The organism is Telluria sp. Soil_C_11, assembly GCF_057657395.1.
Map to the genome: position 1 here is coordinate 39,249 of NZ_JBDGIN010000002.1, position 21,837 is coordinate 61,085.

Consider the following 21,837-nt stretch of genomic DNA (forward strand, 5'->3'; position numbering starts at 1 on the left):
ACTGTTTGGAAACCAACCCGGGGTTGTGATGCGTCTGACCACCAAAGGCCGTTTTGCTGTTACTGCGATGATCGATCTTGCCCTGCGCCAGGGCAACGGTCCCGTCACGCTGTCGGGCATCAGCCAGCGCCAGGCCATTTCGCTGTCCTACCTGGAGCAGCTGTTCGGCAAGCTGCGCCGTCACGAGATCGTCGAATCGGTGCGCGGCCCGGGCGGCGGCTACAGCCTGGCGCGCAGCGCCGACAAGGTGACCGTCGCCGACATCATCATCGCCGTCGACGAACCGCTCGACGCGACCCAGTGCGGCGGCAAGGAAAACTGCCACGGCGCCGATGCCGCCAGCGGCACGCGCTGCATGACCCACGAGCTGTGGGCCACCCTGAACGCGAAGATGGTCGACTATCTCGATTCGGTCTCCCTGCAGGACCTGGTCGAGCAGCAAAAGCTGAAAGAACAGAAGGAACAGAACGTCGTGGTGATGCACCGCCACGCGGCGTCGGACAATACCGAAGCAACGCACAGCATATTGAATGGAGTGAACTGATGAACGCGCCCCTGGACAAAAAAATCGAGCAGAGCTTCCAGACTGCACCGCATTTCCCGATCTACATGGACTACTCGGCGACCACGCCGATCGATCCGCGCGTGGCAGACGCGATGATTCCGTTCCTGCGCGAGCAGTTCGGCAATCCGGCCTCGCGCAGCCACGCCTACGGCTGGAGCGCCGAGGCGGCCGTCGAGGAAGCGCGTGCCAACGTCGCCGCCCTGGTCGGCGCCGATCCGCGCGAGATCATCTGGACCTCGGGCGCGACCGAATCGAACAACCTGGCCCTGAAGGGCGCCGCCAACTTCTATAAAACGAAGGGCAAGCACATCATCACCGTGAAGACCGAGCACAAGTCGGTGCTCGACACCGTGCGCGAACTGGAGCGCCAGGGCTTCGAGGCGACCTACCTGGAGCCGCAGGACAACGGCCTGGTCTCGCTGGAGCAGCTGGAAGCGGCGATCCGCCCGGACACCATCCTGGTCTCCGTGATGCTGGTGAATAACGAGATCGGCGTGATCCAGCCGATCGCCGAGATCGGCGAACTGTGCCGCAAGAAGGGCGTGATCTTCCACTGCGACGCCGCCCAGGCCACCGGCAAGGTCCACATCAACCTGGAAGCGCTGAAGGTCGACCTGATGACCTTCACCGCGCACAAGACCTACGGCCCGAAAGGCGTCGGCGCCCTGTACGTGCGCCGCAAGCCGCGCGTGCGCCTGGAAGCGCAGATGCACGGCGGCGGCCACGAGCGCGGCCTGCGTTCGGGCACCCTGCCGACCCACCAGATCGTGGGCATGGGCGAAGCCTTCCGCATCGCCAAGGAAGAGATGGACGCCGAGATCGCCAAGGTGAAGGCGCTGCGCGACCGCCTGGCCAAGGGCCTGATGGAGATCGAAGAGGTCTACATCAACGGTGACATGGAGCACCGCGTGCCGCACAACCTGAACGTCTCGTTCAACTTCGTCGAAGGCGAGTCGCTGATCATGGCGGTCAAGGACCTGGCGGTGTCGTCCGGTTCGGCCTGCACCTCGGCGTCGCTGGAACCGTCGTACGTGCTGCGCGCCCTGGGCCGCAGCGACGAACTGGCGCACAGCTCGATCCGCTTCACCATCGGCCGCTTCACCACCGAGGAAGACATCGACTTCGCGATCAACCTGCTGAAGTCGAAAGTCGGCAAGCTGCGCGAACTGTCGCCGCTGTGGGAAATGCACAAGGACGGGATCGACCTGAATTCGATCCAATGGGCAGCCCACTAATCACTGAATACTGAAGGAGCACTGACATGGCATATTCCGATAAAGTCCTGGACCACTACGAAAACCCGCGCAACGTCGGCTCGTTCGACAAGAACTCCGACGACGTCGGCACCGGCATGGTCGGCGCCCCGGCCTGCGGCGACGTAATGAAGCTGCAGATCAAGGTGAACGAAGCGGGCGTGATCGAAGACGCGAAGTTCAAGACCTACGGCTGCGGCTCGGCAATCGCCTCGAGCTCGCTGGTGACCGAGTGGGTCAAGGGCAAGTCGCTGGACGAAGCGCTGTCGATCAAGAACACCCAGATCGCCGAAGAACTGGCCCTGCCGCCGGTGAAGATCCACTGCTCGATCCTGGCGGAGGACGCGATCAAGGCCGCTGTCGCCGACTACAAGCACAAGCACGCCACCGAACAGGCATAACGACAATGGCAATCACCCTGACCGAAAAAGCCGCGCGTCACATCACCCGTTACCTCGAACGCCGGGGCAAGGGTGTCGGCTTGCGTTTCGGTGTGCGCACGACCGGCTGCTCCGGCCTGGCTTACAAGCTGGAGTACGTCGACGAGCCGGCGACCGAAGACAACATCTTCGAGTCGCACGGCGTGAAGGTCTTCGTCGACCCGAAAAGCCTGCCCTACATCGACGGCACCGAACTGGACTTCGCGCGCGAAGGCCTGAACGAGGGCTTCCGCTTCAATAACCCGAACGTCAAGGACAACTGCGGCTGCGGCGAAAGCTTCCGCATCTGACGCAGGAAGCTCAGCCCAATGCAGAATCACTTCGAGCTGTTCCAGCTGCCGGCCCGCTTCGACGTCGACATGGACGCGCTGGATTCGGCCTACCGCGAAATCCAGGGCCGGGTGCACCCGGACCGCTTCGTGAACGCCAGCGACGCCGAAAAGCGCGTCGCGATGCAGTGGGCGACCCGCGCCAACGAGGCCTACCAGACCCTGCGCAACCCGATGCTGCGCGCGCGCTACCTGTGCGAGCTGCATGGCGTCGACCTGCAGACCGAATCCAATACGGCGATGCCGATGGACTTCCTGATGCAGCAGATGGAACTGCGCGAGGCGTTGTTCGATGCGCGGGCAGGCAAGGACGCCGAGGCGCTGGACGAACTCGACGCGCAGGTGCGCAGCGAAAAGAAGAGCAGGCTGGCCCAGGTCGGCAAGCTGCTCGACGCCGGCGACTACACCCAGGCCGCGCAGGGCGTGCGGGCGCTGATGTTCCTCGATAAGTTCGCGGACGAGCTGCACTACGCCTTCGAAGCGCTCGAATCGTAATCCCCCGTGCCCGCGGTGCCCACGGGCGCGGACATATCGAATAATAAAACCAGGTAACACGACCATGGCACTACTGCAGATTTCCGAACCCGGCATGTCGACCGCGCCGCACCAGCACCGGCTGGCGGTGGGCATCGACTTGGGCACCACCAATTCCCTCGTCGCGACCGTGCGCTCCAGCATTCCCGAAGTGCTGAGCGACGAGGACGGCCGCGCGCTGCTGCCATCGATCGTGCGTTACCTGCCGAACGGCCACGCCAACATCGGCTACAAGGCCCAGGCCCACCGCACCACCGACCCGAAGAACACCATCGTCTCCGTCAAGCGCTTCATGGGGCGCGGCCTGAAGGACATCGCGCATGCCGAGAACATGCCGTATGACTTTGTCGACGCTCCGGGTATGGTGCAGCTGAAGACCGTGGCCGGCGTGAAGAGCCCGGTGGAGGTGTCGGCGCAGATCCTGGCCACCCTGCGCCAGACCGCGGAAGACGCCCTCGGCGACGAACTGGTCGGCGCCGTGATCACCGTGCCCGCCTATTTCGACGACGCCCAGCGCCAGGCGACCAAGGATGCGGCCCAGCTGGCCGGCCTGAACGTGCTGCGCCTGCTGTCTGAGCCGACCGCCGCCGCCATCGCCTATGGCCTGGACCATGGCAAGGAAGGCGTGTTCGCGGTCTACGACCTGGGCGGCGGCACCTTCGACATCTCGATCCTGAAGCTGTCGAAAGGCGTGTTCGAAGTGCTGTCGACCGGCGGCGATTCGGCCCTGGGCGGCGACGACTTCGACCAGCGCCTGTTCTGCCACATCACCCAGCAGGCCGGCCTCGCGCCGCTGTCGGATGAAGACACGGCGACCCTGATGGTCAAGGCGCGCCAGGCCAAGGAACTGCTGTCGACGAACGAAGAAACGACGGTCGAGGCGATCCTGAAGTCGGGCGAGATCGTGCAGGTGACGGTCAGCGCCAGGACCTTCGCCGAGATCACCCAGCCGCTGGTCGCCAAGACCATGAATGCGGTGCGCAAGGCCATGCGCGACGCCAACGTGTCGGTCGAAGACGTGGACGGCGTGGTGCTGGTCGGCGGCGCCACCCGCATGCCGAACGTGCGCCGCGCCGTGGGCGACTTCTTCAAGACCATCCCGCACGCGAACATCGACCCGGACAAGGTGGTGGCGCTGGGCGCAGCGATCCAGGCGAACCTGTTGGCGGGAAATCGCGCGCCGGGCGACGACTGGCTGCTGCTGGACGTGATCCCGCTGTCGCTGGGCATCGAGACCATGGGCGGCCTGGTCGAGAAGATCATCCCGCGCAACTCGACGATCCCGTGTGCGCGCGCCCAGGAATTCACGACCTTCAAGGATGGCCAGACCGCGCTGGCGGTGCACGTGGTGCAGGGCGAGCGCGAGCTCGTGTCCGACTGCCGCTCGCTGGCGCGCTTCGAACTGCGCGGCATCCCGCCGATGGCGGCCGGCGCCGCGCGCATCCGCGTGACCTACCAGGTCGACGCCGACGGCCTGCTGTCGGTCTCGGCGCGCGAGACGCGTTCCGGCGTCGAAGCCTCGATCACCGTGAAACCGTCCTACGGCCTGGGTGACGACGAGGTGGCGCGCATGCTGCAGGACTCGTACAACTCGGCCCAGGTCGACATGGTCGCCCGCGCGCTGCGCGAAGAACAGGTCGAGGCCGAGCGCATCCTGCTGGCCACGCAGTCGGCGCTGGATGCCGATGCCGAACTGCTGGACGAGGAAGAACGCGCGGCCATCGCGGCGCTGGAGCAGGGCGTGCGCGATGCGCTGGCCCGCTCGAACGACGAGGCCGTCGCCATCGACGAGCGCCAGAACAGGCTGCACGATGCGGTGCAGTCGCTGGCCCAGGGCACCGAGGATTTCGCGGCGCGGCGCATGGACAAGAGCGTGCGCAAGGTGCTGGCGGGTAAGTCGCTGGATCAGGTCTGAAAATACCGTCGTCCCCGCGAAGGCGGGGACCCAAGTTCTGCGTGCGGTAACGAAACGCTGGCAAAATTGGGTTCCCGCCTTCGCGGGAACGACGGATTACATAAAACAAACGAGGTAAAAGAAGTGCCACAAATCGTCATCCTCCCCCATCCCGTCTTCTGCCCCGAAGGCGCCGTGCTCGAAGGCCAGCAGGGCAAGTCGATCTGCGACACCCTGCTGGAGAACGACATCGAGATCGAGCACGCCTGCGACCGCGTGTGCGCCTGCACCACCTGCCACGTGATCGTGCGCGAAGGCTTCGACTCGCTGAACGAGCAGGAAGAAAAGGAAGAGGACATGCTGGACAAGGCCTGGGGCCTGGAGCCGAACTCGCGCCTGTCGTGCCAGGCCATCATCGCCGACGAAGACCTCGTGGTCGAGATCCCGAAGTACACGATCAACCACGCAGCCGAGAACCACTGATCACCGATTCCAGGGAGCCCGCCATGAAGTGGACCGACGTCACCGCCATCGCCGAAGCGCTGGTCGAGAAGTACCCGGATGTCGACCCCAGGGCGGTGCGCTTCGTGGACCTGCATAACTGGGTCGTCGGGCTGGACGGCTTCGACGACGACCGTGCCCGCGGAGGCGAGCGCGTGCTGGAAGCCATTCAAACGGCCTGGATAGATGAAGCAAGTTAAACGAGATAACGCCGCGAAGAAGCCGGCGCCGACCATTTACGAACTGGCGCCGGAGATCAAGCCGGGACAGTCGATCGAGCTGCTCAAGGAGCTGCACATCCTCACCCGCGACGGCAAGCTGAACCAGGACAGCCGGCGCAAGCTCAAGCAGGTCTACCACCTGGTCCAGTTCATCGAACCGCTGGTCAACGAGGTTCTCGAAAAGCAGGGTGGGAACAAGCAGGGCGTGACCCTGGTCGACCATGGCGCCGGCAAGTCCTACCTCGGCTTCATCCTGTACGACCTGCTGTTCAAGGGACGATCCGCAGGCGAGGACGGCCACATCTACGGTATCGAGACCCGCGAAGAGCTGGTGCAGAAGTCGACGGAATTGGCGGCGCGCCTGGGTTTCGAGGGCATGTCCTTCCTGAACCTGTCGGTGGCCGAATCCACCGAATCCGACAGGCTGCCGCCGACCGTCGACGTGGTCACCGCGCTGCACGCCTGTAACACCGCGACCGACGACGCGATCGACTTCGCGCTGAAGAAGAAGGCCAGGCACATCGTGCTGGTGCCGTGCTGCCAGGCCGAAGTCGCGTCGGTGCTGCGCAAGAACAAGGGCAAGGACCTGGGCCGCAGCGCGCTGACCGAGATCTGGCGCCACCCGATCCACACCCGCGAATTCGGCAGCCAGATCACCAACGTGCTGCGCTGCCTGCAGCTGGAGGCGCACGGCTACCAGGTCACGGTGACGGAACTGGTGGGGTGGGAGCACTCGATGAAGAACGAGCTGATCGTCGCTACGTATAAAAACCTGCCGCGCAAGCGGCCCGCCGAGCGCCTGCAGCAGGTGCTGGCCGAAGTGGGCCTGGAAGAGATGGCCCGGCGCTTCTATACCGGCGAGCCCGCCGACTCCCCTACCGACTGACCGACAAAGAGCCATGAGCGAACAACACTGGATCGACCTGCGCAGCGACACCGTCACCCAACCATCCGCCGCGATGCGCGCTGCCATGGCGGCCGCCCCGGTCGGCGACGACGTGTATGCCGATGACCCGACCGTCAACCGCCTGCAGGACTTCGCCGCCGAGCTGTTCGGCTTCGAGGCCGGCCTGTTCGCGCCGAGCGGCACCCAGACCAACCTGATCGCCTTGATGGGCCATTGCGGCCGCGGCGACGAATACCTGGTCGGCCAGGAAGCGCACACCTACAAGTACGAAGGCGGCGGCGCCGCGGTGCTGGGCAGCATCCAGCCGCAGCCGATCGCCAACCAGCCGGACGGCTCGATCGCGCTGTCCGACATCGCGGCCTACATCAAGCCGGACGACATGCACTTCGCGCGCACGCGCCTGCTCGCGCTCGAGAACACCATCGGCGGCCGCGTGCTGCCGCAGGACTACGTGCTGGCGGCGACCACGCTGGCGCACGAGAAGGGCCTGGCGACCCACCTGGACGGCGCGCGCATCTGCAATGCCGCCGTCAAGAACGGCATCAGCCTGCGCGCGGCGGTGGCCGGTTTCGATACCGTGTCGGTCTGCCTGTCGAAAGGCCTGGGCGCGCCGGTCGGCTCGGTGCTGCTGGGCCCGAAGGCCTTCATCGAGCAGGGCAAGCGCTGGCGCAAGATGCTGGGCGGCGGCATGCGCCAGGCCGGCGTGATCGCCGCGGCGGCCCGGTACGCGCTCGAGAATAACGTCGAGCGCCTCGCGGACGACCACCAGAACGCGGCCGACCTGTCGGCGGGGCTGGCACAGATCGAACAGCTGCGCGTCACCGCGCCGCAGACCAACATCTTTTACGTCCAGATTCCGGAAGCCGCGTGCGCGCCGCTGCGCGAGCACCTGGCCAGGGCCGGTATCCGGGCGTCCATCGGCCCGCACACGCGCCTGGTGACCCACCTGGACGTGAGCCGCGAAGACGTGCAGAAGACCATCGCGGTGTTCAAGGATTTTTTTAAATGACCGAAGAAGGCATCCGCCTGGCCAAGCGCGTGGCCGAGATCGTACCGTGTTCGCGCGCCGAGGCCGAGCGCTACATCGCCGGCGGCTGGGTCAGCGTTGACGGTGCTGTCGTCGACGAGCCGGCGACCCGCGTCTCGCCGGAACAGCGGGTGCTGCTCCTGCCTGGCGCGACGGCCGAGGAGCCGCTGCCGGTCACCATCCTGCTGCACAAGCCGGCCGGCCTGCACGGCAAGGCCGCGCTCGACTCGCTGCAGGTGGAGACGCTGTTCGAGGCCGGGCAGGGCCAGCGCGTGCTGAAGCGCCACCTGACGAAGCTGACGCCGGCGATGCCGCTGGAAGCCATGGCCAGCGGCCTGGTCGTGTTCAGCCAGGACTGGCGCGTGCTGCGCAAGCTGGGCGAGGATGGCGACCGCATCGAGCAGGAATATGTGGCCGAGGTCACGGGCGCGATTCTCGAAGATGGCCTGGCGCGCCTGAACAGGGGCGGCAAGCCGAATGCGCCGATCAAGGCCAGCTGGCAGAGCGAGGCGCGGCTGCGCTTTGCCGGCAAGGGCATCGTGCCGGGCCAGATCGAAGCGCAGTGCGCCCAGGTCGGACTGGAAGTGAAGGCCCTGCGCCGCCTGCGCATCGGCCGGGTCGCGCTGAGCAGCCTGCCGGTCGGGCAGTGGCGCTACCTGAAGGACGTCGAGAAGTTCTGAGGAAGGCGCTCAGGCGCCGGCAGCCTGCGCCGCATCCGCGGCCGGCCTGGCCTTCGAGGGCTTCGGCAATTGCACCAGGCGCGTGCCCGCCAGGCGGTCGTGCAGGAACTGGCGGTCCCGGTCGAGGAAGGCCGTGAGACCCCAGGCGGCGATGCCGGCGGCGACCGCCGCCGAGACTTCGGTCTTGCTTTTCAAACCAAACGCGGCGCAGACGATCAGCGCCGGCAGGAACCAGCCCCAGGCCAGCAGGTAACGCAGCACCGCCGTCCGCACGGGCACGCGGCCCTGGCCGCCGACGGTCAGGCGCACGCGCCAGGTCTTCATCGCCAGCGTATGGCCGCTGTCGGTCCAGCACCAGACGAAGTAGGCGCCCGTCACCAGGAACAGGAACGCCTTGAGGCCGTGCTGGGCCAGCGGCGCGTGGCTGTTGCGCGTGACCAGCAGGTAGAGCGCGACGGCCAGCATCTCGACGGCCAGCAGGAGGAAGGTCTCGTAGACCATGATCGTCAGGCGGCGCTTGATGGTCGGCGTGCTGCCGGGCGTGTCGGACATGGGCTGGCTCAGGCGTTGTTTGGACTGATGCCCCAGTTGGCCGGCACCGGCTTTTCCTGCTGGGGCGGATTGGCCGGCTGGGCCGGTTGGGCGGGTTGCGGCGCCGGTGCGGCCGGCGCAGGCTGCTGCGGCGTGCCTGGTGCGGCCACGCAGGGCGGGGTGGCGGAGACGCTGTTCCTGACGGTGCCGGCAGGGCAGGAAGTGGCCCCCTGGCCGAGCGGGGCCACGACCTTGCCGCTGGCCTGGCTCGGCACCACGGAGGTCCGCTTGCGGCCCTCGGCCGACGCCGCCAGTTTCTTCTTCTGTTCGTCGGGCAGCAGCTGGTAGCTCTCCCAGCTCGCGGTCTTCTGGTCGGGCGCGATCTTGCGCGCACGCGCATAGGTTTCGCGCGCCAGTTCGCGCTGGGCCGGCGTCAGCTTGACCCATTCGCGCATGCGCTCGTGCACACGCTGCTGTTCTTCCGGTTTCATGCCCGCGAAGCGGTTCGCCAGCTGCAGCCATTTCTGCTTGCGCACGCCGTCCATCTGGTCCCATTCGGCCTGCAGCGGCTGCAGCGCCACCTGCTGGGCCGGGGTAAGGGTATGCCACAAGGGCTTGTCGCCGCCCTTGTGGGCGGACGCGCTGCCGGGCTTGCCGGGATGGGCGGAGGCGTCGGCGGCGGCCGCGCTGGAAGCGGGCGCGGCGCTGCCCGCGTCCGTCAAGCCGAGACGGTCGTGCTGCTGGCTGAACAGCAGCACGATGGCGGCGAACACGGCCGCGGCGGCGCCGGCTGCGACTTTACCCTTGTTTGCCGTCATCAAGCTGGGCCTTACTGAGTGCGCTGCGGCACTTGCTGCTGTTGCTGGGCCAGGTAGGCATTGAAGCCGTGGTCGGTGTACGCGGTGAGCGGCAGGTCGTCGGACAACACGGCGGCGTCCAGGTCGGCCAGCTCGGCGATGCGCTGCTCGCGCTCGACCTGGTAGACGCCGACCAGGCCGGCGACCATCGCCAGCAGCGGTGCGACCACGGCGGCGCGCGCCACCCATTGCATCGAGAACAAGGAGCCGAGATCGAACAGCGGGCGCTTTTCCTGTGCGCGTACCGGCGCCGGCGCAGCGGCCTTCTTGCGCGCCAGGGCCTGCGCGCGCGCGGCCGCCAGCCGGTCGGTGGTCGAGGCCGGCAGCTTGTCGAGATTCTCGTTCAGGGCATGGCGGATCTTGTACGCCAGGTTGATGTCGTCGGTGTTCATAATTTAATTCCCTTGGCCTCCAGGGCTTTTTGCAGGGCATGCGTAGCGCGAGAACAATGCGTCTTTACACTGCCCTCGGAGCATCCCATCGCTTGGGCCGTTTCGGCCACGTCCATGTCCTGCCAGTAACGCATGAGGAAGGCTTCCCGTTGACGCGCCGGGAGCTTTTGTATCTCTTCGTCGATCAGGCGCAGGGTTTCGGCGCGTTCGACCTGGTCTGCGCTCGACTCGGCGGCGGCAGTCCCTTCCTCGGCCTCGTAAGTGGCGAGTATATCAAAGTCCTCGTCGTCTTCATCCCGCCTTCCCAGGCCGCCAAACAGGCTGATCCAGGTGTTGCGGACCTTCTCGCGGCGGAAATAATCGAGGATGGTGTTCTGCAGGATGCGCTGGAACAGCATCGGCAGTTCGGCCAGCGGCTTGTCACCGTATTTCTCGGCCAGCTTGATCATGGCGTCCTGAACGATGTCCAGCGCTGCCTCGTCCTTGCGGACCGCGTATGCAGCCTGCTTGAAGGCGCGCCGCTCGACACTCTCGAGGAAGTCGTTTAGTTCTTTGTCAGTGGCCATGCGATGAAGGGTCGGAAAACCTTCGAATCCTAGCAAAATTTACGGCTGAGCGCACTGTAAACAGCCATCCGGGGGAACGGGACCGGCCATGATCATCCGATCAGGCGATCAACATGACGAAAGACGACCATGCTGCGCATCCTGGGGAAGGCAAGTTCGATCAATGTGCGCAAGGTCTTGTGGACCTGCGCCGTGCGTATGCCGCCGGCCCGGCGTTCTCGCTGGCCGACATCGTGCTGGGACTGTCGCTCAACCGCTGGCTGATGACGCCGATGGAACGGCCCGATTACCCGGCCCTGCGGGCATATGCCGGATTGCTGCGCCAGCGCCCGGGATGCCTGGCGTTCTGCATGAACGGCACGGCCTGATGCCTGCGAATGACGGGATCTCGGCAATATTCGGCCATTCCCGGCTTCAAAACCGACGATAATTTCGTACACGCCCCCGTGCACCAAAAAAGTTATTTCCATATTTGTACTTGACCGGAATGGTGCAACGCAGTAAGGTATCTGAAGCTTTGCAACCCCGAAGCCCAAGGTCATCCGGAACGGCATATCCCGTCGCTCCCGGAATGACGCGCTTTCACATGTAGGCAGTTTGCTCCAACCCGTGCCAAAAGCGCGAGAGACACGCATTCCGCACACAGAAACTCACGCCAAACGAGTTTGCGACCAGCGACGGTTCGTAAGTTATCTACGGGTAGCTGAAAGATCGCCGTGACCGCAGGAAGAAGGGAAGCATGAGCACTGTTGCGTGACACGTATCTCGTCAGGAACGAGCATCCGATCAATCTCCCTATGGGTCTTGAAAGGAAACGTAATGAGTCATGACGCAGCAGTTCCCATCACGGGCGCTGAAATAGTTGTCCGTTGCCTGGCCGAGGAGGGCGTGAAGCACGTCTTCGGTTATCCCGGCGGCGCGGTCCTCTATATCTACGACGCCATCTTCAAGCAGGACAAATTCCAGCACATCCTGGTACGCCACGAGCAGGCGGCCATCCACGCAGCCGACGCCTATTCGCGCAGCTCGAACCAGGTCGGCGTGGCCCTGGTCACTTCCGGTCCGGGCGTGACGAATGCCGTCACCGGCCTGTCCACCGCCTACATGGATTCGATTCCGATGGTGGTGATCTCCGGCCAGGTGCCGACCCACGCGATCGGCCAGGACGCCTTCCAGGAATGCGACACGGTCGGCATCACCCGTCCCGTGGTCAAACACAACTTCCTCGTCAAGGACGTGCGCGATCTCGCCGCGACGATGAAGAAAGCCTTCTATATCGCCCGCACCGGCCGTCCCGGCCCGGTCCTGGTCGATATCCCGAAGGACATCAGCATGCAGAAGTGCCAGTACGAGTATCCGCGCGAGATCGAGATGCGCTCGTACAAGCCGGTCGACAAGGGCCATGCGGGCCAGATCCGCAAGGCGGTGCAGTTATTGCTGCAAGCCGAGCGCCCGATGATCTACACGGGCGGCGGCGTGATCCTGGCCAATGCATCGAACGAGCTGAACCGCCTGGTCGACAAGCTCGGCTTCCCGATCACCAACACGCTGATGGGCCTGGGCGCCTACCGCGCGTCCAGCGGCCATTTCGTCGGCATGCCGGGCATGCACGGCACCTATGAGGCGAACATGGCGATGCAGCACTGCGACGTGCTGATCGCGATCGGCGCCCGCTTCGACGACCGCGTGATCGGCAACCCGAAACACTTCGCCAGCCACCCGCGCAAGATCATCCACATCGACATCGACCCCTCGTCGATCTCGAAGCGGGTGAAGGTCGACATCCCGATCGTCGGCAACGTCAAGGACGTGCTGGTGGAGCTGCTGTCCCAGCTCGACGCCGCCGACCAGAAGCCGAACGAAGGGGCGCTGCGCAAATGGTGGCAGCAGATCGGCGAATGGCGCGCGCGCGAATGCCTGAAGTACGCGCCGTCCGACGAGGTCATCAAGCCGCAATCGGTGGTCGAGAAGCTCTGGCAGGTGACCGGCGGCGACGCCTTCGTCACCTCGGACGTCGGCCAGCACCAGATGTGGGCGGCCCAGTACTACCCGTTCAACCAGCCGCGCCGCTGGATCAACTCGGGCGGCCTGGGCACGATGGGCGTGGGCCTGCCGTACGCGATGGGCGTGCAGATGGCGAATCCCGGCGCCACCGTGGCCTGCATCACGGGCGAGGGCTCGATCCAGATGAACATCCAGGAGCTGGCGACCTGCAAGCAGTACCACCTGACCCCGAAGATCATCCTCCTGAACAACCGCTTCCTGGGCATGGTGCGCCAGTGGCAGGAGCTCGACTATAACTCGCGCTATTCCGAGTCCTACATGGATTCGCTGCCCGATTTCGAGAAGCTGGCCGAGTCCTTTGGCCACGTCGGCATGCGCATCGAGAAGCCGGGCGACGTCGAGGGCGCCCTGCGCGACGCCTTCGCGATGAAGGACCGCCTGGTGTTCATGAACTTCATCACCGACCGCAGCGAGAACGTCTGGCCGATGGTCAAGACGGGCAAGGGCCTGTCGGAGATGCTGCTGAGCTCGGAGGACCTGTAATGCGCCACATTATTTCCGTCCTGCTCGAGAACGAAGCGGGCGCCCTGTCGCGCGTGGTCGGCCTGTTTTCCGCACGCGGCTACAACATCGAGACGCTGACGGTGGCGCCGACCGAAGACCCGACCCTGTCGCGCATGACCATCGTGACCACGGGCTCGGACGACATCATCGAGCAGATCACCAAGCACCTGAACCGCCTGATCGAGGTGGTCAAGGTGGTCGACCTGACCGAAGGCCAGCACATCGAGCGCGAGCTCATGCTGATCAAGGTGAGGGCGGTCGGCAAGGAACGCGAAGAGATGAAGCGCACCGCCGATATCTTCCGCGGCCGCATTATCGACGTGACCGAGAAGACCTACACGATCGAGTTGACCGGCGCCAAGAGCAAGCTGGACGCCTTCATCGACGCCATCGACCGCGCTTCCATCCTCGAGACCGTCCGTACGGGCGGCTCCGGCATCGGCCGGGGCGAGCGCATCCTCAAGGTTTGACGCATCAAGCAATGTAGGGTGGGCGCCACGTGCCCACCATGTACCGAATACACCAAAACACAGGATATAAAAATGAAAGTTTTCTACGACAAAGACTGCGACCTCTCCCTCATCAAAGGCAAGAACGTCGCCATCATCGGCTACGGCTCGCAGGGCCATGCGCACGCCCAGAACCTGAACGATTCCGGCGTCAACGTGACCGTCGGCCTGCGCCGCGGCGGCGCATCGTGGGGCAAGGTCGAGCAGGCCGGCCTGAAGGTCGCCGAGGTCGACGAGGCGGTCAAGGCCGCCGACGTCATCATGATCCTGCTGCCGGACGAGAACATCGCCCAGGTCTACAAGGAAAACATCGAGCCGAACGCCAAGCAGGGCGCGGTGCTGGCCTTCGCGCACGGCTTCAACGTGCATTATGGGCAGGTGGTGCCGCGCGCCGACCTCGACGTCATCATGGTGGCGCCGAAGGCCCCGGGCCACACCGTGCGCAACACCTACGCCCAGGGCGGCGGCGTGCCGCACCTGGTGGCGGTCTACCAGGACAAATCGGGCGCGGCGCGCGACATCGCGCTGTCGTATGCGATGGCGAACGGCGGCGGCCGCGCCGGCATCATCGAGACCAACTTCCGCGAAGAGACCGAGACCGACCTGTTCGGCGAGCAGGCCGTGCTGTGCGGCGGTACCGTCGAGCTGATCAAGGCCGGCTTCGAGACCCTGGTGGAAGCCGGCTACGCGCCGGAGATGGCCTACTTCGAGTGCCTGCACGAGCTGAAGCTGATCGTCGACCTGATCTACGAAGGCGGCATCGCCAACATGAACTACTCGATCTCGAACAACGCGGAATACGGCGAATACGTGACCGGCCCGCGCGTCGTCACCGAGCAGACCAAGGAAGCGATGCGCCAGTGCCTGAAGGACATCCAGACCGGCGAGTACGCCAAGTCGTTCATCCTCGAGAACAAGGCCGGCGCCCCGACCCTGATCTCGCGCCGCCGCCTGACCGCCGAGCACCAGATCGAAGAAGTCGGCAGCAAGCTGCGCGCGATGATGCCGTGGATTGCGAAGAACAAGCTGGTGGACCAGTCGAAGAACTGATCAAGGCCGATAGCTTTTGAACGTCGTCCCCGCGCAGGCGGGGACCCAAGTTCCTGTCAGAAGCCCGAAATCCCGCGCGCTCGCGACGTCTCTGGCTTCGTTATACAAACTTGGGTTCCCGCCTGCGCGGGAACGACGGTAATAAGTTGCATCTCTTTGCAACTTTCCATTACATCCACACCCCGCAGCAGCAAAACACGCTATCGTTCTTCCCGTAACCCAACCGGAGAACAGCAATGCGTCCCTCGCACCTCATCCTCGCCGCCAGCCTCGGACTCGCCCTCGACGCCCAGGCGCAGCCGCAGACCGCGCCCGCCGCGGCCACGACCAGCGGCACCCTGGTCATCGTCCCCGCCTTCGGTGAAGTCAAGCACGCCAACGACGAAGCCACCGTCACCTTCTCCGTCGAAGAGCAGGACAAGGACCGCGCCGCCGCGCAGGCGCGCGTGAACCAGAAGATGAAGCAGGGCACCGAGATCGTGCGCCGCGAAGATCCGCAGGCCGAGCTGAAGACCATCAACTACTACAGCTACCCGGTGTATCCGGAAGTGCCGGACGGCCCGCGTCCGCTGGCCAGCCAGGCCGCGCGCCGGATCCCGATCGGCTGGCGCGTCGGCCAGTACCTGGAAGTCAAGACGCACAACCTCGACAGGCTGCCGAAGACGGCCGCCGCGGCCCAGAAGGTGCTGGGGATCAGCAACATCGATTACCACCTCAGCCCGGAGCTGACGAAGAAGCTGGACGAGGAGCGCATCGCCGCCACTTACCGCAACCTGAACGAGCGCATCGCGGCGATCGCGCGCGCGATGGGGCGCAATGTCGGCGATGCGGTCATCGACACCGTCGACTTCGAAGGCAGCGGCAATTACGCGGGCGGGCCGGTCGCCGCGGCGGCGCCGATGGCGATGATGCGCGGAAAACATGCGGAAGCCGCCGAGATGCCCGAGCCCAGCTTCGAGCCCGGCGAAACCCTGCTGCAGATGCGCCTGGTCGGAAAAGTGAAATTCAGGTAAGCGTATCGGTTCGCTAACACCCCTGCGCGGCCATATAATGGCGTGGTTCGCGCACTGGCGCGCTGTTACCGAATAACAATACTTATGCCAACATTCCCACGCCGCAGAAAGAACGGCGCTCCCAAGACGGGCCGCTTCGGCCGTTTCAGCCGCTTCAGCCGCGCCGCCCGCAAGACCGACGCCGCCGCCCGTCCGCGCCGCGGCATCTACCTGCTGCCCAACGCCTTCACCACCGCCGCCCTGTTCGGCGGCTTCTACGCGATCGTGATGGCGATGAACCAGCGCTTCGACCATGCCTGCTGGGCCGTGTTCATCGCCATGGTCCTCGACGGCCTGGACGGCCGCGTGGCGCGCCTGACCAACACCCAGTCCGAATTCGGCGCCCAGTATGACTCGCTGTCCGACATGGTGTCCTTCGGCGCCGCGCCGGCCCTGGTGATCTACGAATGGTCGCTGCGCGGCCTCGGCAAGCTGGGCTGGATCGCCGCCTTCGTCTACTGCGCCGGCGCCGCGCTGCGCCTGGCCCGCTTCAATACCAACATCGAGGTCGTCGACAAGCGCTTCTTCCAGGGCTTGCCCAGCCCGGCCGCGGCGGCCCTGGTGGTCGGCTTCGTGATGATGATGACCGACCCCGACATCAACGTCAGCGCGCGCCAGGTCGACTGGATCTCGTGGGGCCTGGCCCTGTTCGCCGGCCTGACCATGGTCACCAACGTGCCGTTCTACAGCTTCAAGGACGTCAACTTCCGCAAGTCGGTGCCCTTCATCGTGGTGTTCCTGATCGCGCTGTTCTTCGCGCTGCTGGCGATCGACCCGCCGAAGGTGCTGTGGCCGCTGTTCGTGGTGTACGGACTGTCCGGCTACGTCGTGTATTTCTGGCGCCTGGCCAAGGGCAAGCCGGTCAGCATCGTGCAGACCGAGGAAGAGCCGCTCGATCCGAGCGAGCGGCGTTGATCCGGCCGCAGGGTGTATGCTCAGGCCATGACTACCGACTCCGACATTGAACTGTCCGGCCCGTTCCAGGCCAGGGACAGCAACGGCCGTACCCTCGACGTGAAGGCGATCCGCATCTTCGACGAGGGCTACGGGATCATCGACGTGTACGTGGACTTCAAGGCTAGGCTCGACCCCGGCGCCTACAAGGACCCGGTGCTGGTGCGCCAGCTCGTCGACCGCCTGCGCGCGCTCGGCTACAAGGGGCCGGACTTCGGCCACAGCGACCCCGGCTTGCAGGAAAGCCAGCTCATCGTGCTCGAAGCGCCGGAGGAGTTCGCCGCCTTCGCCAAGAGCCGGGGCTGGAAGAACCTGGCCGAGGATTTCGACGAATAACAGCCCTCCCGGCTCAGTCCTGGAGAGTGCGCCAGTTTTGCTGCCTGGAAGGCTCCTCGTGCTCCGGGCAGTTCGTGATGCGCAGCTTGCCGTGCATTTCGATCATCTCGACGTTGGTGTTGGTCGCCCGCTCCGTGACGCAATAGGTGCCGTTGCCGCTGATGACGCGCGTGCGGCGCGCGCCGTCGCCGGTGTTGTTCACCAGTTCCTCCACCTTGGGCGCTTCCCAGATCCGGTTTGGCGCCATCAACGCCGCCTGTTCCATGCCCCTGCGCAGGCGGATCTGCGGGCTGTCCAGCGGCGCCGCGATGTACGGCCTGTTTTCCTTGCGCAGCGCCTTGTCGATGCCGCCGATGTCGCGTCTGGCGCGCTCCAGGATCTGTTCTGCGCCCGGTTTGGCCGGGACCGGCTGCGTGGCTGCGCCGGGAGGAGTACGCTGGGCCGGCGCGGTCGCCGCGGCAGGCGCGGGCGCCGGCTGGGGCGCGATCGCCGGCACAGGCGGCAGGGTGAGGGCGGGAGCAGGGCGTGGGGCCAGCTGGATTGGCCGCGCAGCGGTTTCCTTGCGCGGCGGCGCAGGCGCCTTGTTGCGCAGCGCCGGCCGGGGCAGGGGAAGCCACAGGATGCGGGTGCGCGGGCCATCGTCCCGGGATGCCGGCGCCGGCAGCGTGCGTACCGCCTGCCAGCCGATCAACAGTCCGATGTGCACGAGGGCCATCAGCAGCAGGCCGAGTCGGCGGTCGGTCTCATTAGCGCGATAGGCAATGTTCATGTGGAAAGAGTATAGGCGACCGCGGACGCCGCTTTCTCACACTTTCTCACCGCCTAGAACCGCCGGAACCGGTCGTCGTAGCGCGGGTCCGGCCCGTTCAGCATCTGGCGCACGACGCCCTGCTGGTCGAAGTGCACGTGCATCAGCGAATTCCACACCCCGGCTTCCTTGTAGCGGTAGGACCAGACCTCGTAGTCGTGGAAAGCCACGGCCGAGGTCTCGGCGGGCTGGCCGAAGTTGCGCAGGATGTCGGCCTTGGTCCACTGGCCGATCTTCACCTTCGCGAAATTCTCGCTGGTCAGGACCTGGTCGTAGGAGACCAGGCGGCCGTCCGGGCCGATGCGCGCCATGTACTGGAACTGGCCCATCGGCTGGCCGCGGTACTCCAGCACCTGCCCGCCATCCGGTTCGGGATAGCTGGCGGCCGGCTGGCCCAGCGCGGCGGTGACCTGCGCCAGCGGCGCACCGGCGGGCGGCGGCTGGCGAAACAGCGGCGCGCAGGCGGACAGGGAAAGCGCGGCCAGCAGCGCCAGGGCCGCGCGCGTCCTTCGTTCGATCGGGTAGGTCATCATTGCCCTCATACTCCCTTGAAGCGTGTGTCGAGCACCGGGTCCGGCGTATTCTCCATCCGGCGCACCACGCCGAGCCGGGTGAAGGTAATGTTCATCAGCGAGTCCCAGACGCCCTTTTCCTTGTAGCGGTAGGACCAGACTTCGTCATCGTTCACGCGCTCGCGCGAGACCTCGGCCGGACGGCCGAAATGGCGCAGGATATCGTCCTTGTTCCAGCGGCCGATGTCGACCTGCGCGAACTGTTCGGTGGTCAGCACCTGGCCGTAGGAGAGCAGGCGGCCGTCCGCGCCGAAGCGCGCCATGTGCTGGAACTGGCCCATCGGCTGGCCGCGGTATTCGAGCACCTGGCCGCCGCCCGGTTCCGGATACACGGCGTCCGGCTTGCCGAGCCTCGCCGTCACCTCGGCCAGCGGGGTTCCTGCGGCGGGTTCCCTGTGGACCAGCGGAGCGCAGGCCGGCAGCGCCAGCAGCAGGGCCAGGGCGATGGCGGGCTGCGCCGTCTTCTTGAGCGTTCTGTTCATCGTTTCGTCCTCGATACTTGCCAAAGTGGCATTGCCGACGAGTGCATTGTAGCGAAGCTGACGAAAAACTGGCTTCACTGGACGTTTTCACCTATACTTCCCGGTCTTGGCTTTCGATGCCAGGTTTTTTTAATAATTCACGGTGCGCTGGGTTCCGACTCTTGCACCGCATGTGAAAGGTAACATCATGACCGTAGAAAACATCAACAAGGCCGCCATCATTGCGGACAACGCACGTGGCGACAAAGACACCGGCTCGCCGGAAGTCCAGGTTGCACTGCTGACCGCCCGTATCAATGAACTGAACGGCCACTTCAAGGAACACCAGAAGGACCACCACTCGCGCCGCGGCCTGATCATGATGGTCAACCGTCGCAAGAGCCTGCTGGCTTACCTGAAGCGCAAGGACCTGAACCGCTACCGCGATCTGATCGCCAAGCTCGGTCTGCGTAAGTAATCTGCGCATTGAGCCGAACGGCTTGATCACGAAATGCCTGCGTCAGCCCGACTGCCGCAGGCATTTTGCTTTTCTGAGTTTTGGCGGCTTTCGGGGCCGGATCCCGGTTCATGCGGGTGGGCTCTGACCCCGAAAGGCGCCAACTGACTTGCAGTAAAGGCTATCGAAGCCAGATAGCCCGTGGTGAGGTGAACGACAGCGCCTGAAATTCTGTCGGCAAATAGAAAGGGATTACCCATGTTTAACAAAGTTACGAAAACCTTCCAGTACGGCGACCATACCGTGACCCTGGAGACCGGCGAAATCGCTCGCCAGGCCAGCGGCGCCGTCGTCGTGTCGGTCGAGGACACCGTCGTCCTGGCAACCGTGGTGGCGAAGAAAGACGCCAAGCCGGGCCAGGACTTCTTCCCGCTGACCGTCGACTACATCGAGAAGAGCTACGCCGCCGGCAAGATCCCGGGCGGCTTCTTCAAGCGCGAAGGCCGTCCGTCGGAGAAGGAGACCCTGACGTCGCGCCTGATCGACCGTCCGATCCGCCCGCTGTTCCCGGAAGGCTACCTGAACGAAGTCCAGGTCATCATCCACGTCCTGTCCGTGAATCCTGAGATCGATCCGGACATCCCGTCGATGATCGGCGCCTCGGCCGCCCTGTGCGTGGCCGGCATCCCGTTCAACGGCCCGATCGGCGCCGCCCGCGTCGGCTACGCCAACGGCCAGTACATCCTGAACCCGACCACCACCCAGCTGAAGACCTCGCAGATGGACCTGGTCGTCGCCGGTACCGAGCACGCCGTGCTGATGGTCGAGTCCGAAGCCCAGCAGCTGTCGGAAGAAGTCATGCTGGGCGCGGTCGTCTACGGCCACGAGCAGATGAAGGCCGTGATCGACGCGATCCACGCCCTGGTCGAAGAAGGCGGCAAGCCGGAAGTCGAGTGGAGCCCGGCGCCGAAGAACGAAGAACTGATCGCCCGCGTGACCGCGCTGGCCGAAGGCAAGATCCGCGAAGCCTACCAGACCCGCGACAAGCAGGCCCGTACCCAGAAGCTGAAGGACATGAACGCGCAAGTGATGGCCGAGCTGGGCGAAGGCGTGGACGCCGTCGAAGTCGGCAACATCCTGTTCGACATGGAAGCCAAGGTCGTGCGTTCGCAGATCCTGGAAGGCGAGCCGCGCATCGACGGCCGCGACACCCGCACCGTGCGTCCGATCTCGATCCGCACCAGCGTCCTGCCGCGTACCCACGGCTCCGCCCTGTTCACCCGCGGCGAAACCCAGGCCCTCGTCATCGCCACCCTCGGCACCGGCCGCGACAGCCAGAAGATCGACGCGCTGATGGGCGAGTACACCGACGACTTCATGATGCACTACAACATGCCTCCGTTCGCCACTGGCGAAACCGGTCGCGTGGGCACTCCGAAGCGCCGCGAAATCGGCCACGGCCGCCTGGCCAAGCGCGCGCTGGTCGCCGCGCTGCCGTCGCCGGAAGAGTTCAGCTACTCGGTGCGCCTGGTCTCGGAAATCACCGAGTCGAACGGTTCGTCGTCGATGGCTTCGGTCTGCGGCGGCTGCCTGGCGCTGATGGACGCCGGCGTGCCGATGAAGGCGCACGTGGCCGGCATCGCCATGGGCCTGATCAAGGAAGGCGGCAAGTTCGCCGTCCTGACCGACATCCTGGGCGATGAAGACCACCTGGGCGACATGGACTTCAAGGTGGCCGGCACCACCGCGGGCATCACCGCGCTGCAGATGGACATCAAGATCCAGGGCATCACCAAGGAAATCATGCAGGTGGCGCTGGCCCAGGCCAAGGAAGCCCGCCAGCACATCCTGGTCGAGATGCAGAAGGCCGTGCCGAGCGTGAAGACCGAGCTGTCGGACTTCGCACCGCGCCTGATCACCATCCGCATCAACCCGGAAAAGATCCGTGACGTGATCGGCAAGGGCGGCGCCGTGATCCGCGCGCTGACCGAAGAAACCGGCACCCAGATCGACATCACCGACGAAGGCATCGTGACCATCGCTTCGGTCGACGCCGCCGCCGGCCAGGAAGCCAAGCGCCGCATCGAAGAGCTGACCGCATCGGTCGAAGTGGGCAAGACCTACGACGGCACCGTGCTGAAGCTGCTGGACTTCGGCGCGATCGTGCAAGTGATGCCGGGCAAGGACGGCCTGCTGCACATCTCGCAGATCGCCAACGAGCGCGTCAACGCCGTGGCCGACTACCTGAAGGAAGGCCAGCAAGTGCGCGTGAAGGTCCTCGAGACCGACGAGCGCGGCCGCCTGAAGCTGTCGATGAAGGCTGCCGATCCGGTGGAAGCCGCCGCGCAGTAAGCGGCCTTGCCAGGCCGCTGC

27 protein-coding genes and 1 pseudogene are annotated in these 21,837 nt (G+C 65.2%); 21 read left to right on the plus strand and 7 right to left on the minus strand.

Features of this window, described 5'->3' with window-relative positions; translation table 11 throughout:
- Positions 1 to 28: 28 nt before the first annotated feature.
- The 11 genes from iscR (at position 29) to AC3A6M_RS03065 (ending at position 8,351) form a co-directional block, all read left to right on the plus strand.
- On the plus strand, positions 29 to 544 hold the full coding sequence (iscR, locus tag AC3A6M_RS03015; RefSeq protein ID WP_487851263.1) for a Fe-S cluster assembly transcriptional regulator IscR: 516 nt from the start codon (positions 29 to 31) through the stop codon (positions 542 to 544).
- Complete coding sequence (locus AC3A6M_RS03020) at positions 544 to 1,800, plus strand: IscS subfamily cysteine desulfurase (RefSeq protein ID WP_487851264.1); 1,257 nt, start codon at positions 544 to 546, stop codon at positions 1,798 to 1,800. The genes iscR and AC3A6M_RS03020 overlap by 1 nt, the downstream gene beginning before the upstream one ends.
- A gap of 26 nt (positions 1,801 to 1,826) precedes the next feature.
- Positions 1,827 to 2,219: a Fe-S cluster assembly scaffold IscU gene (gene iscU, locus AC3A6M_RS03025; RefSeq protein WP_060567023.1), complete on the plus strand. Its 393-nt coding sequence runs from the start codon at positions 1,827 to 1,829 to the stop codon at positions 2,217 to 2,219.
- 5 nt (positions 2,220 to 2,224) lie between these two features.
- A complete protein-coding gene (gene iscA / locus AC3A6M_RS03030) occupies positions 2,225 to 2,548 on the plus strand; it encodes an iron-sulfur cluster assembly protein IscA (protein ID WP_487851265.1) in 324 nt (107 codons plus the stop codon).
- Between the two features lie 18 nt (positions 2,549 to 2,566).
- Positions 2,567 to 3,082 carry a Fe-S protein assembly co-chaperone HscB gene (hscB, locus tag AC3A6M_RS03035; protein ID WP_487851266.1) on the plus strand — a complete coding sequence of 172 codons (516 nt, stop codon included), beginning with the start codon at positions 2,567 to 2,569 and terminating at the stop codon, positions 3,080 to 3,082.
- Between the two features lie 64 nt (positions 3,083 to 3,146).
- The gene (hscA, locus tag AC3A6M_RS03040) at positions 3,147 to 5,036 is read left to right on the plus strand and encodes a Fe-S protein assembly chaperone HscA (RefSeq protein WP_487851267.1); all 1,890 of its coding nucleotides are present in this window, start codon (positions 3,147 to 3,149) and stop codon (positions 5,034 to 5,036) included.
- Between the two features lie 123 nt (positions 5,037 to 5,159).
- Positions 5,160 to 5,498 carry an ISC system 2Fe-2S type ferredoxin gene (gene fdx, locus AC3A6M_RS03045; RefSeq protein WP_060567016.1) on the plus strand — a complete coding sequence of 113 codons (339 nt, stop codon included), beginning with the start codon at positions 5,160 to 5,162 and terminating at the stop codon, positions 5,496 to 5,498.
- A 23-nt stretch (positions 5,499 to 5,521) separates the two neighbouring features.
- The gene (gene iscX / locus AC3A6M_RS03050; RefSeq protein ID WP_487851268.1) at positions 5,522 to 5,716 is read left to right on the plus strand and encodes a Fe-S cluster assembly protein IscX; all 195 of its coding nucleotides are present in this window, start codon (positions 5,522 to 5,524) and stop codon (positions 5,714 to 5,716) included.
- Positions 5,703 to 6,623 carry a class I SAM-dependent methyltransferase gene (locus AC3A6M_RS03055; protein WP_487851269.1) on the plus strand — a complete coding sequence of 307 codons (921 nt, stop codon included), beginning with the start codon at positions 5,703 to 5,705 and terminating at the stop codon, positions 6,621 to 6,623. Before iscX ends, AC3A6M_RS03055 begins: the two co-directional genes overlap by 14 nt.
- A gap of 13 nt (positions 6,624 to 6,636) precedes the next feature.
- Positions 6,637 to 7,653 carry a low-specificity L-threonine aldolase gene (ltaE, locus tag AC3A6M_RS03060; RefSeq protein ID WP_487851270.1) on the plus strand — a complete coding sequence of 339 codons (1,017 nt, stop codon included), beginning with the start codon at positions 6,637 to 6,639 and terminating at the stop codon, positions 7,651 to 7,653.
- Complete coding sequence (locus AC3A6M_RS03065) at positions 7,650 to 8,351, plus strand: RNA pseudouridine synthase (protein ID WP_487851271.1); 702 nt, start codon at positions 7,650 to 7,652, stop codon at positions 8,349 to 8,351. The genes ltaE and AC3A6M_RS03065 overlap by 4 nt, the downstream gene beginning before the upstream one ends.
- A gap of 9 nt (positions 8,352 to 8,360) precedes the next feature.
- On the opposite strand, the gene AC3A6M_RS03070 is transcribed toward AC3A6M_RS03065, so the two are convergent.
- Genes AC3A6M_RS03070 through AC3A6M_RS03085 form a run of 4 tightly spaced genes read right to left on the minus strand, consistent with a single transcriptional unit; the run spans position 8,361 to position 10,697 of the window.
- Positions 8,361 to 8,903, minus strand: coding sequence for an RDD family protein (locus AC3A6M_RS03070; RefSeq protein WP_487851272.1), 543 nt, complete (start codon positions 8,901 to 8,903; stop codon positions 8,361 to 8,363).
- A gap of 8 nt (positions 8,904 to 8,911) precedes the next feature.
- The gene (locus AC3A6M_RS03075; protein ID WP_487851273.1) at positions 8,912 to 9,700 is read right to left on the minus strand and encodes a DUF3106 domain-containing protein; all 789 of its coding nucleotides are present in this window, start codon (positions 9,698 to 9,700) and stop codon (positions 8,912 to 8,914) included.
- 11 nt (positions 9,701 to 9,711) lie between these two features.
- On the minus strand, positions 9,712 to 10,131 hold the full coding sequence (locus AC3A6M_RS03080) for a DUF3619 family protein (RefSeq protein WP_487851274.1): 420 nt from the start codon (positions 10,129 to 10,131) through the stop codon (positions 9,712 to 9,714).
- A complete protein-coding gene (locus tag AC3A6M_RS03085; RefSeq protein ID WP_487851275.1) occupies positions 10,128 to 10,697 on the minus strand; it encodes an RNA polymerase sigma factor in 570 nt (189 codons plus the stop codon). Before AC3A6M_RS03085 ends, AC3A6M_RS03080 begins: the two co-directional genes overlap by 4 nt.
- A gap of 129 nt (positions 10,698 to 10,826) precedes the next feature.
- On the opposite strand from AC3A6M_RS03085, the pseudogene AC3A6M_RS03090 reads away from it, so the two are divergent.
- The 8 genes and pseudogenes from AC3A6M_RS03090 to AC3A6M_RS03125 form a co-directional block, all read left to right on the plus strand.
- Positions 10,827 to 10,922: pseudogene (locus tag AC3A6M_RS03090) on the plus strand (glutathione S-transferase); the annotation flags it as partial.
- Entirely contained in the window at positions 10,877 to 11,065 is a 189-nt protein-coding gene (locus tag AC3A6M_RS03095) for a glutathione S-transferase family protein (protein ID WP_487851276.1), read from the plus strand. The pseudogene AC3A6M_RS03090 and the gene AC3A6M_RS03095, both read left to right, overlap by 46 nt.
- 451 nt (positions 11,066 to 11,516) lie before the next feature.
- Entirely contained in the window at positions 11,517 to 13,244 is a 1,728-nt protein-coding gene (locus AC3A6M_RS03100; protein WP_487851277.1) for an acetolactate synthase 3 catalytic subunit, read from the plus strand.
- The gene (gene ilvN, locus AC3A6M_RS03105; RefSeq protein ID WP_442121815.1) at positions 13,244 to 13,735 is read left to right on the plus strand and encodes an acetolactate synthase small subunit; all 492 of its coding nucleotides are present in this window, start codon (positions 13,244 to 13,246) and stop codon (positions 13,733 to 13,735) included. Before AC3A6M_RS03100 ends, ilvN begins: the two co-directional genes overlap by 1 nt.
- Before the next feature lie 72 nt (positions 13,736 to 13,807).
- Positions 13,808 to 14,824 (plus strand): ketol-acid reductoisomerase, encoded by a 1,017-nt coding sequence (ilvC, locus tag AC3A6M_RS03110; RefSeq protein WP_487851278.1) that lies wholly within the window; start codon positions 13,808 to 13,810, stop codon positions 14,822 to 14,824.
- Between the two features lie 236 nt (positions 14,825 to 15,060).
- Positions 15,061 to 15,837, plus strand: coding sequence for an SIMPL domain-containing protein (locus tag AC3A6M_RS03115; RefSeq protein ID WP_487851279.1), 777 nt, complete (start codon positions 15,061 to 15,063; stop codon positions 15,835 to 15,837).
- Between the two features lie 84 nt (positions 15,838 to 15,921).
- Entirely contained in the window at positions 15,922 to 16,791 is an 870-nt protein-coding gene (gene pssA / locus AC3A6M_RS03120; protein WP_487851280.1) for a CDP-diacylglycerol--serine O-phosphatidyltransferase, read from the plus strand.
- Positions 16,792 to 16,818: 27 nt separating this feature from the next.
- The gene (locus tag AC3A6M_RS03125) at positions 16,819 to 17,166 is read left to right on the plus strand and encodes a hypothetical protein (RefSeq protein ID WP_487851281.1); all 348 of its coding nucleotides are present in this window, start codon (positions 16,819 to 16,821) and stop codon (positions 17,164 to 17,166) included.
- A 13-nt stretch (positions 17,167 to 17,179) separates the two neighbouring features.
- On the opposite strand, the gene AC3A6M_RS03130 is transcribed toward AC3A6M_RS03125, so the two are convergent.
- From AC3A6M_RS03130 to AC3A6M_RS03140, 3 genes are read right to left on the minus strand one after another with little or no spacing between them, the layout of a single operon-like run.
- Positions 17,180 to 17,935: a hypothetical protein gene (locus AC3A6M_RS03130; protein ID WP_487851282.1), complete on the minus strand. Its 756-nt coding sequence runs from the start codon at positions 17,933 to 17,935 to the stop codon at positions 17,180 to 17,182.
- Positions 17,936 to 17,988: 53 nt separating this feature from the next.
- On the minus strand, positions 17,989 to 18,507 hold the full coding sequence (locus tag AC3A6M_RS03135) for a hypothetical protein (RefSeq protein ID WP_487851283.1): 519 nt from the start codon (positions 18,505 to 18,507) through the stop codon (positions 17,989 to 17,991).
- Between the two features lie 5 nt (positions 18,508 to 18,512).
- Entirely contained in the window at positions 18,513 to 19,028 is a 516-nt protein-coding gene (locus AC3A6M_RS03140; protein ID WP_487851284.1) for a hypothetical protein, read from the minus strand.
- Between the two features lie 187 nt (positions 19,029 to 19,215).
- On the opposite strand from AC3A6M_RS03140, the gene rpsO reads away from it, so the two are divergent.
- Together rpsO and pnp are read left to right on the plus strand one after the other, a co-directional pair.
- The gene (gene rpsO, locus AC3A6M_RS03145; RefSeq protein WP_036175277.1) at positions 19,216 to 19,485 is read left to right on the plus strand and encodes a 30S ribosomal protein S15; all 270 of its coding nucleotides are present in this window, start codon (positions 19,216 to 19,218) and stop codon (positions 19,483 to 19,485) included.
- A gap of 237 nt (positions 19,486 to 19,722) precedes the next feature.
- Positions 19,723 to 21,816, plus strand: a complete 2,094-nt coding sequence (gene pnp, locus AC3A6M_RS03150) for a polyribonucleotide nucleotidyltransferase (RefSeq protein WP_487851285.1) — start codon at positions 19,723 to 19,725, stop codon at positions 21,814 to 21,816.
- The last annotated feature ends 21 nt before the right edge of the window (positions 21,817 to 21,837 follow it).

What these genes read in the sequence shown, in the direction of transcription:
- AC3A6M_RS03130 (WP_487851282.1), bottom strand. Translation starts at nt 17,935, where the DNA reads ATGAACATTGCCTATCGCGCTAATGAGACCGACCGCCGACTCGGCCTG.
- AC3A6M_RS03100 (WP_487851277.1), top strand. Translation starts at nt 11,517, where the DNA reads ATGAGTCATGACGCAGCAGTTCCCATCACGGGCGCTGAAATAGTTGTC.
- AC3A6M_RS03115 (WP_487851279.1), top strand. Translation starts at nt 15,061, where the DNA reads ATGCGTCCCTCGCACCTCATCCTCGCCGCCAGCCTCGGACTCGCCCTC.
- hscB (WP_487851266.1), top strand. Translation starts at nt 2,567, where the DNA reads ATGCAGAATCACTTCGAGCTGTTCCAGCTGCCGGCCCGCTTCGACGTC.
- pssA (WP_487851280.1), top strand. Translation starts at nt 15,922, where the DNA reads ATGCCAACATTCCCACGCCGCAGAAAGAACGGCGCTCCCAAGACGGGC.
- ltaE (WP_487851270.1), top strand. Translation starts at nt 6,637, where the DNA reads ATGAGCGAACAACACTGGATCGACCTGCGCAGCGACACCGTCACCCAA.
- AC3A6M_RS03125 (WP_487851281.1), top strand. Translation starts at nt 16,819, where the DNA reads ATGACTACCGACTCCGACATTGAACTGTCCGGCCCGTTCCAGGCCAGG.
- ilvN (WP_442121815.1), top strand. Translation starts at nt 13,244, where the DNA reads ATGCGCCACATTATTTCCGTCCTGCTCGAGAACGAAGCGGGCGCCCTG.
- rpsO (WP_036175277.1), top strand. Translation starts at nt 19,216, where the DNA reads ATGACCGTAGAAAACATCAACAAGGCCGCCATCATTGCGGACAACGCA.
- AC3A6M_RS03080 (WP_487851274.1), bottom strand. Translation starts at nt 10,131, where the DNA reads ATGAACACCGACGACATCAACCTGGCGTACAAGATCCGCCATGCCCTG.
- ilvC (WP_487851278.1), top strand. Translation starts at nt 13,808, where the DNA reads ATGAAAGTTTTCTACGACAAAGACTGCGACCTCTCCCTCATCAAAGGC.
- pnp (WP_487851285.1), top strand. Translation starts at nt 19,723, where the DNA reads ATGTTTAACAAAGTTACGAAAACCTTCCAGTACGGCGACCATACCGTG.
- AC3A6M_RS03065 (WP_487851271.1), top strand. Translation starts at nt 7,650, where the DNA reads ATGACCGAAGAAGGCATCCGCCTGGCCAAGCGCGTGGCCGAGATCGTA.
- iscU (WP_060567023.1), top strand. Translation starts at nt 1,827, where the DNA reads ATGGCATATTCCGATAAAGTCCTGGACCACTACGAAAACCCGCGCAAC.
- hscA (WP_487851267.1), top strand. Translation starts at nt 3,147, where the DNA reads ATGGCACTACTGCAGATTTCCGAACCCGGCATGTCGACCGCGCCGCAC.
- AC3A6M_RS03070 (WP_487851272.1), bottom strand. Translation starts at nt 8,903, where the DNA reads ATGTCCGACACGCCCGGCAGCACGCCGACCATCAAGCGCCGCCTGACG.
- iscX (WP_487851268.1), top strand. Translation starts at nt 5,522, where the DNA reads ATGAAGTGGACCGACGTCACCGCCATCGCCGAAGCGCTGGTCGAGAAG.
- AC3A6M_RS03075 (WP_487851273.1), bottom strand. Translation starts at nt 9,700, where the DNA reads ATGACGGCAAACAAGGGTAAAGTCGCAGCCGGCGCCGCCGCGGCCGTG.
- AC3A6M_RS03135 (WP_487851283.1), bottom strand. Translation starts at nt 18,507, where the DNA reads ATGATGACCTACCCGATCGAACGAAGGACGCGCGCGGCCCTGGCGCTG.
- AC3A6M_RS03055 (WP_487851269.1), top strand. Translation starts at nt 5,703, where the DNA reads ATGAAGCAAGTTAAACGAGATAACGCCGCGAAGAAGCCGGCGCCGACC.
- AC3A6M_RS03140 (WP_487851284.1), bottom strand. Translation starts at nt 19,028, where the DNA reads ATGAACAGAACGCTCAAGAAGACGGCGCAGCCCGCCATCGCCCTGGCC.
- iscR (WP_487851263.1), top strand. Translation starts at nt 29, where the DNA reads ATGCGTCTGACCACCAAAGGCCGTTTTGCTGTTACTGCGATGATCGAT.
- iscA (WP_487851265.1), top strand. Translation starts at nt 2,225, where the DNA reads ATGGCAATCACCCTGACCGAAAAAGCCGCGCGTCACATCACCCGTTAC.
- AC3A6M_RS03085 (WP_487851275.1), bottom strand. Translation starts at nt 10,697, where the DNA reads ATGGCCACTGACAAAGAACTAAACGACTTCCTCGAGAGTGTCGAGCGG.
- AC3A6M_RS03020 (WP_487851264.1), top strand. Translation starts at nt 544, where the DNA reads ATGAACGCGCCCCTGGACAAAAAAATCGAGCAGAGCTTCCAGACTGCA.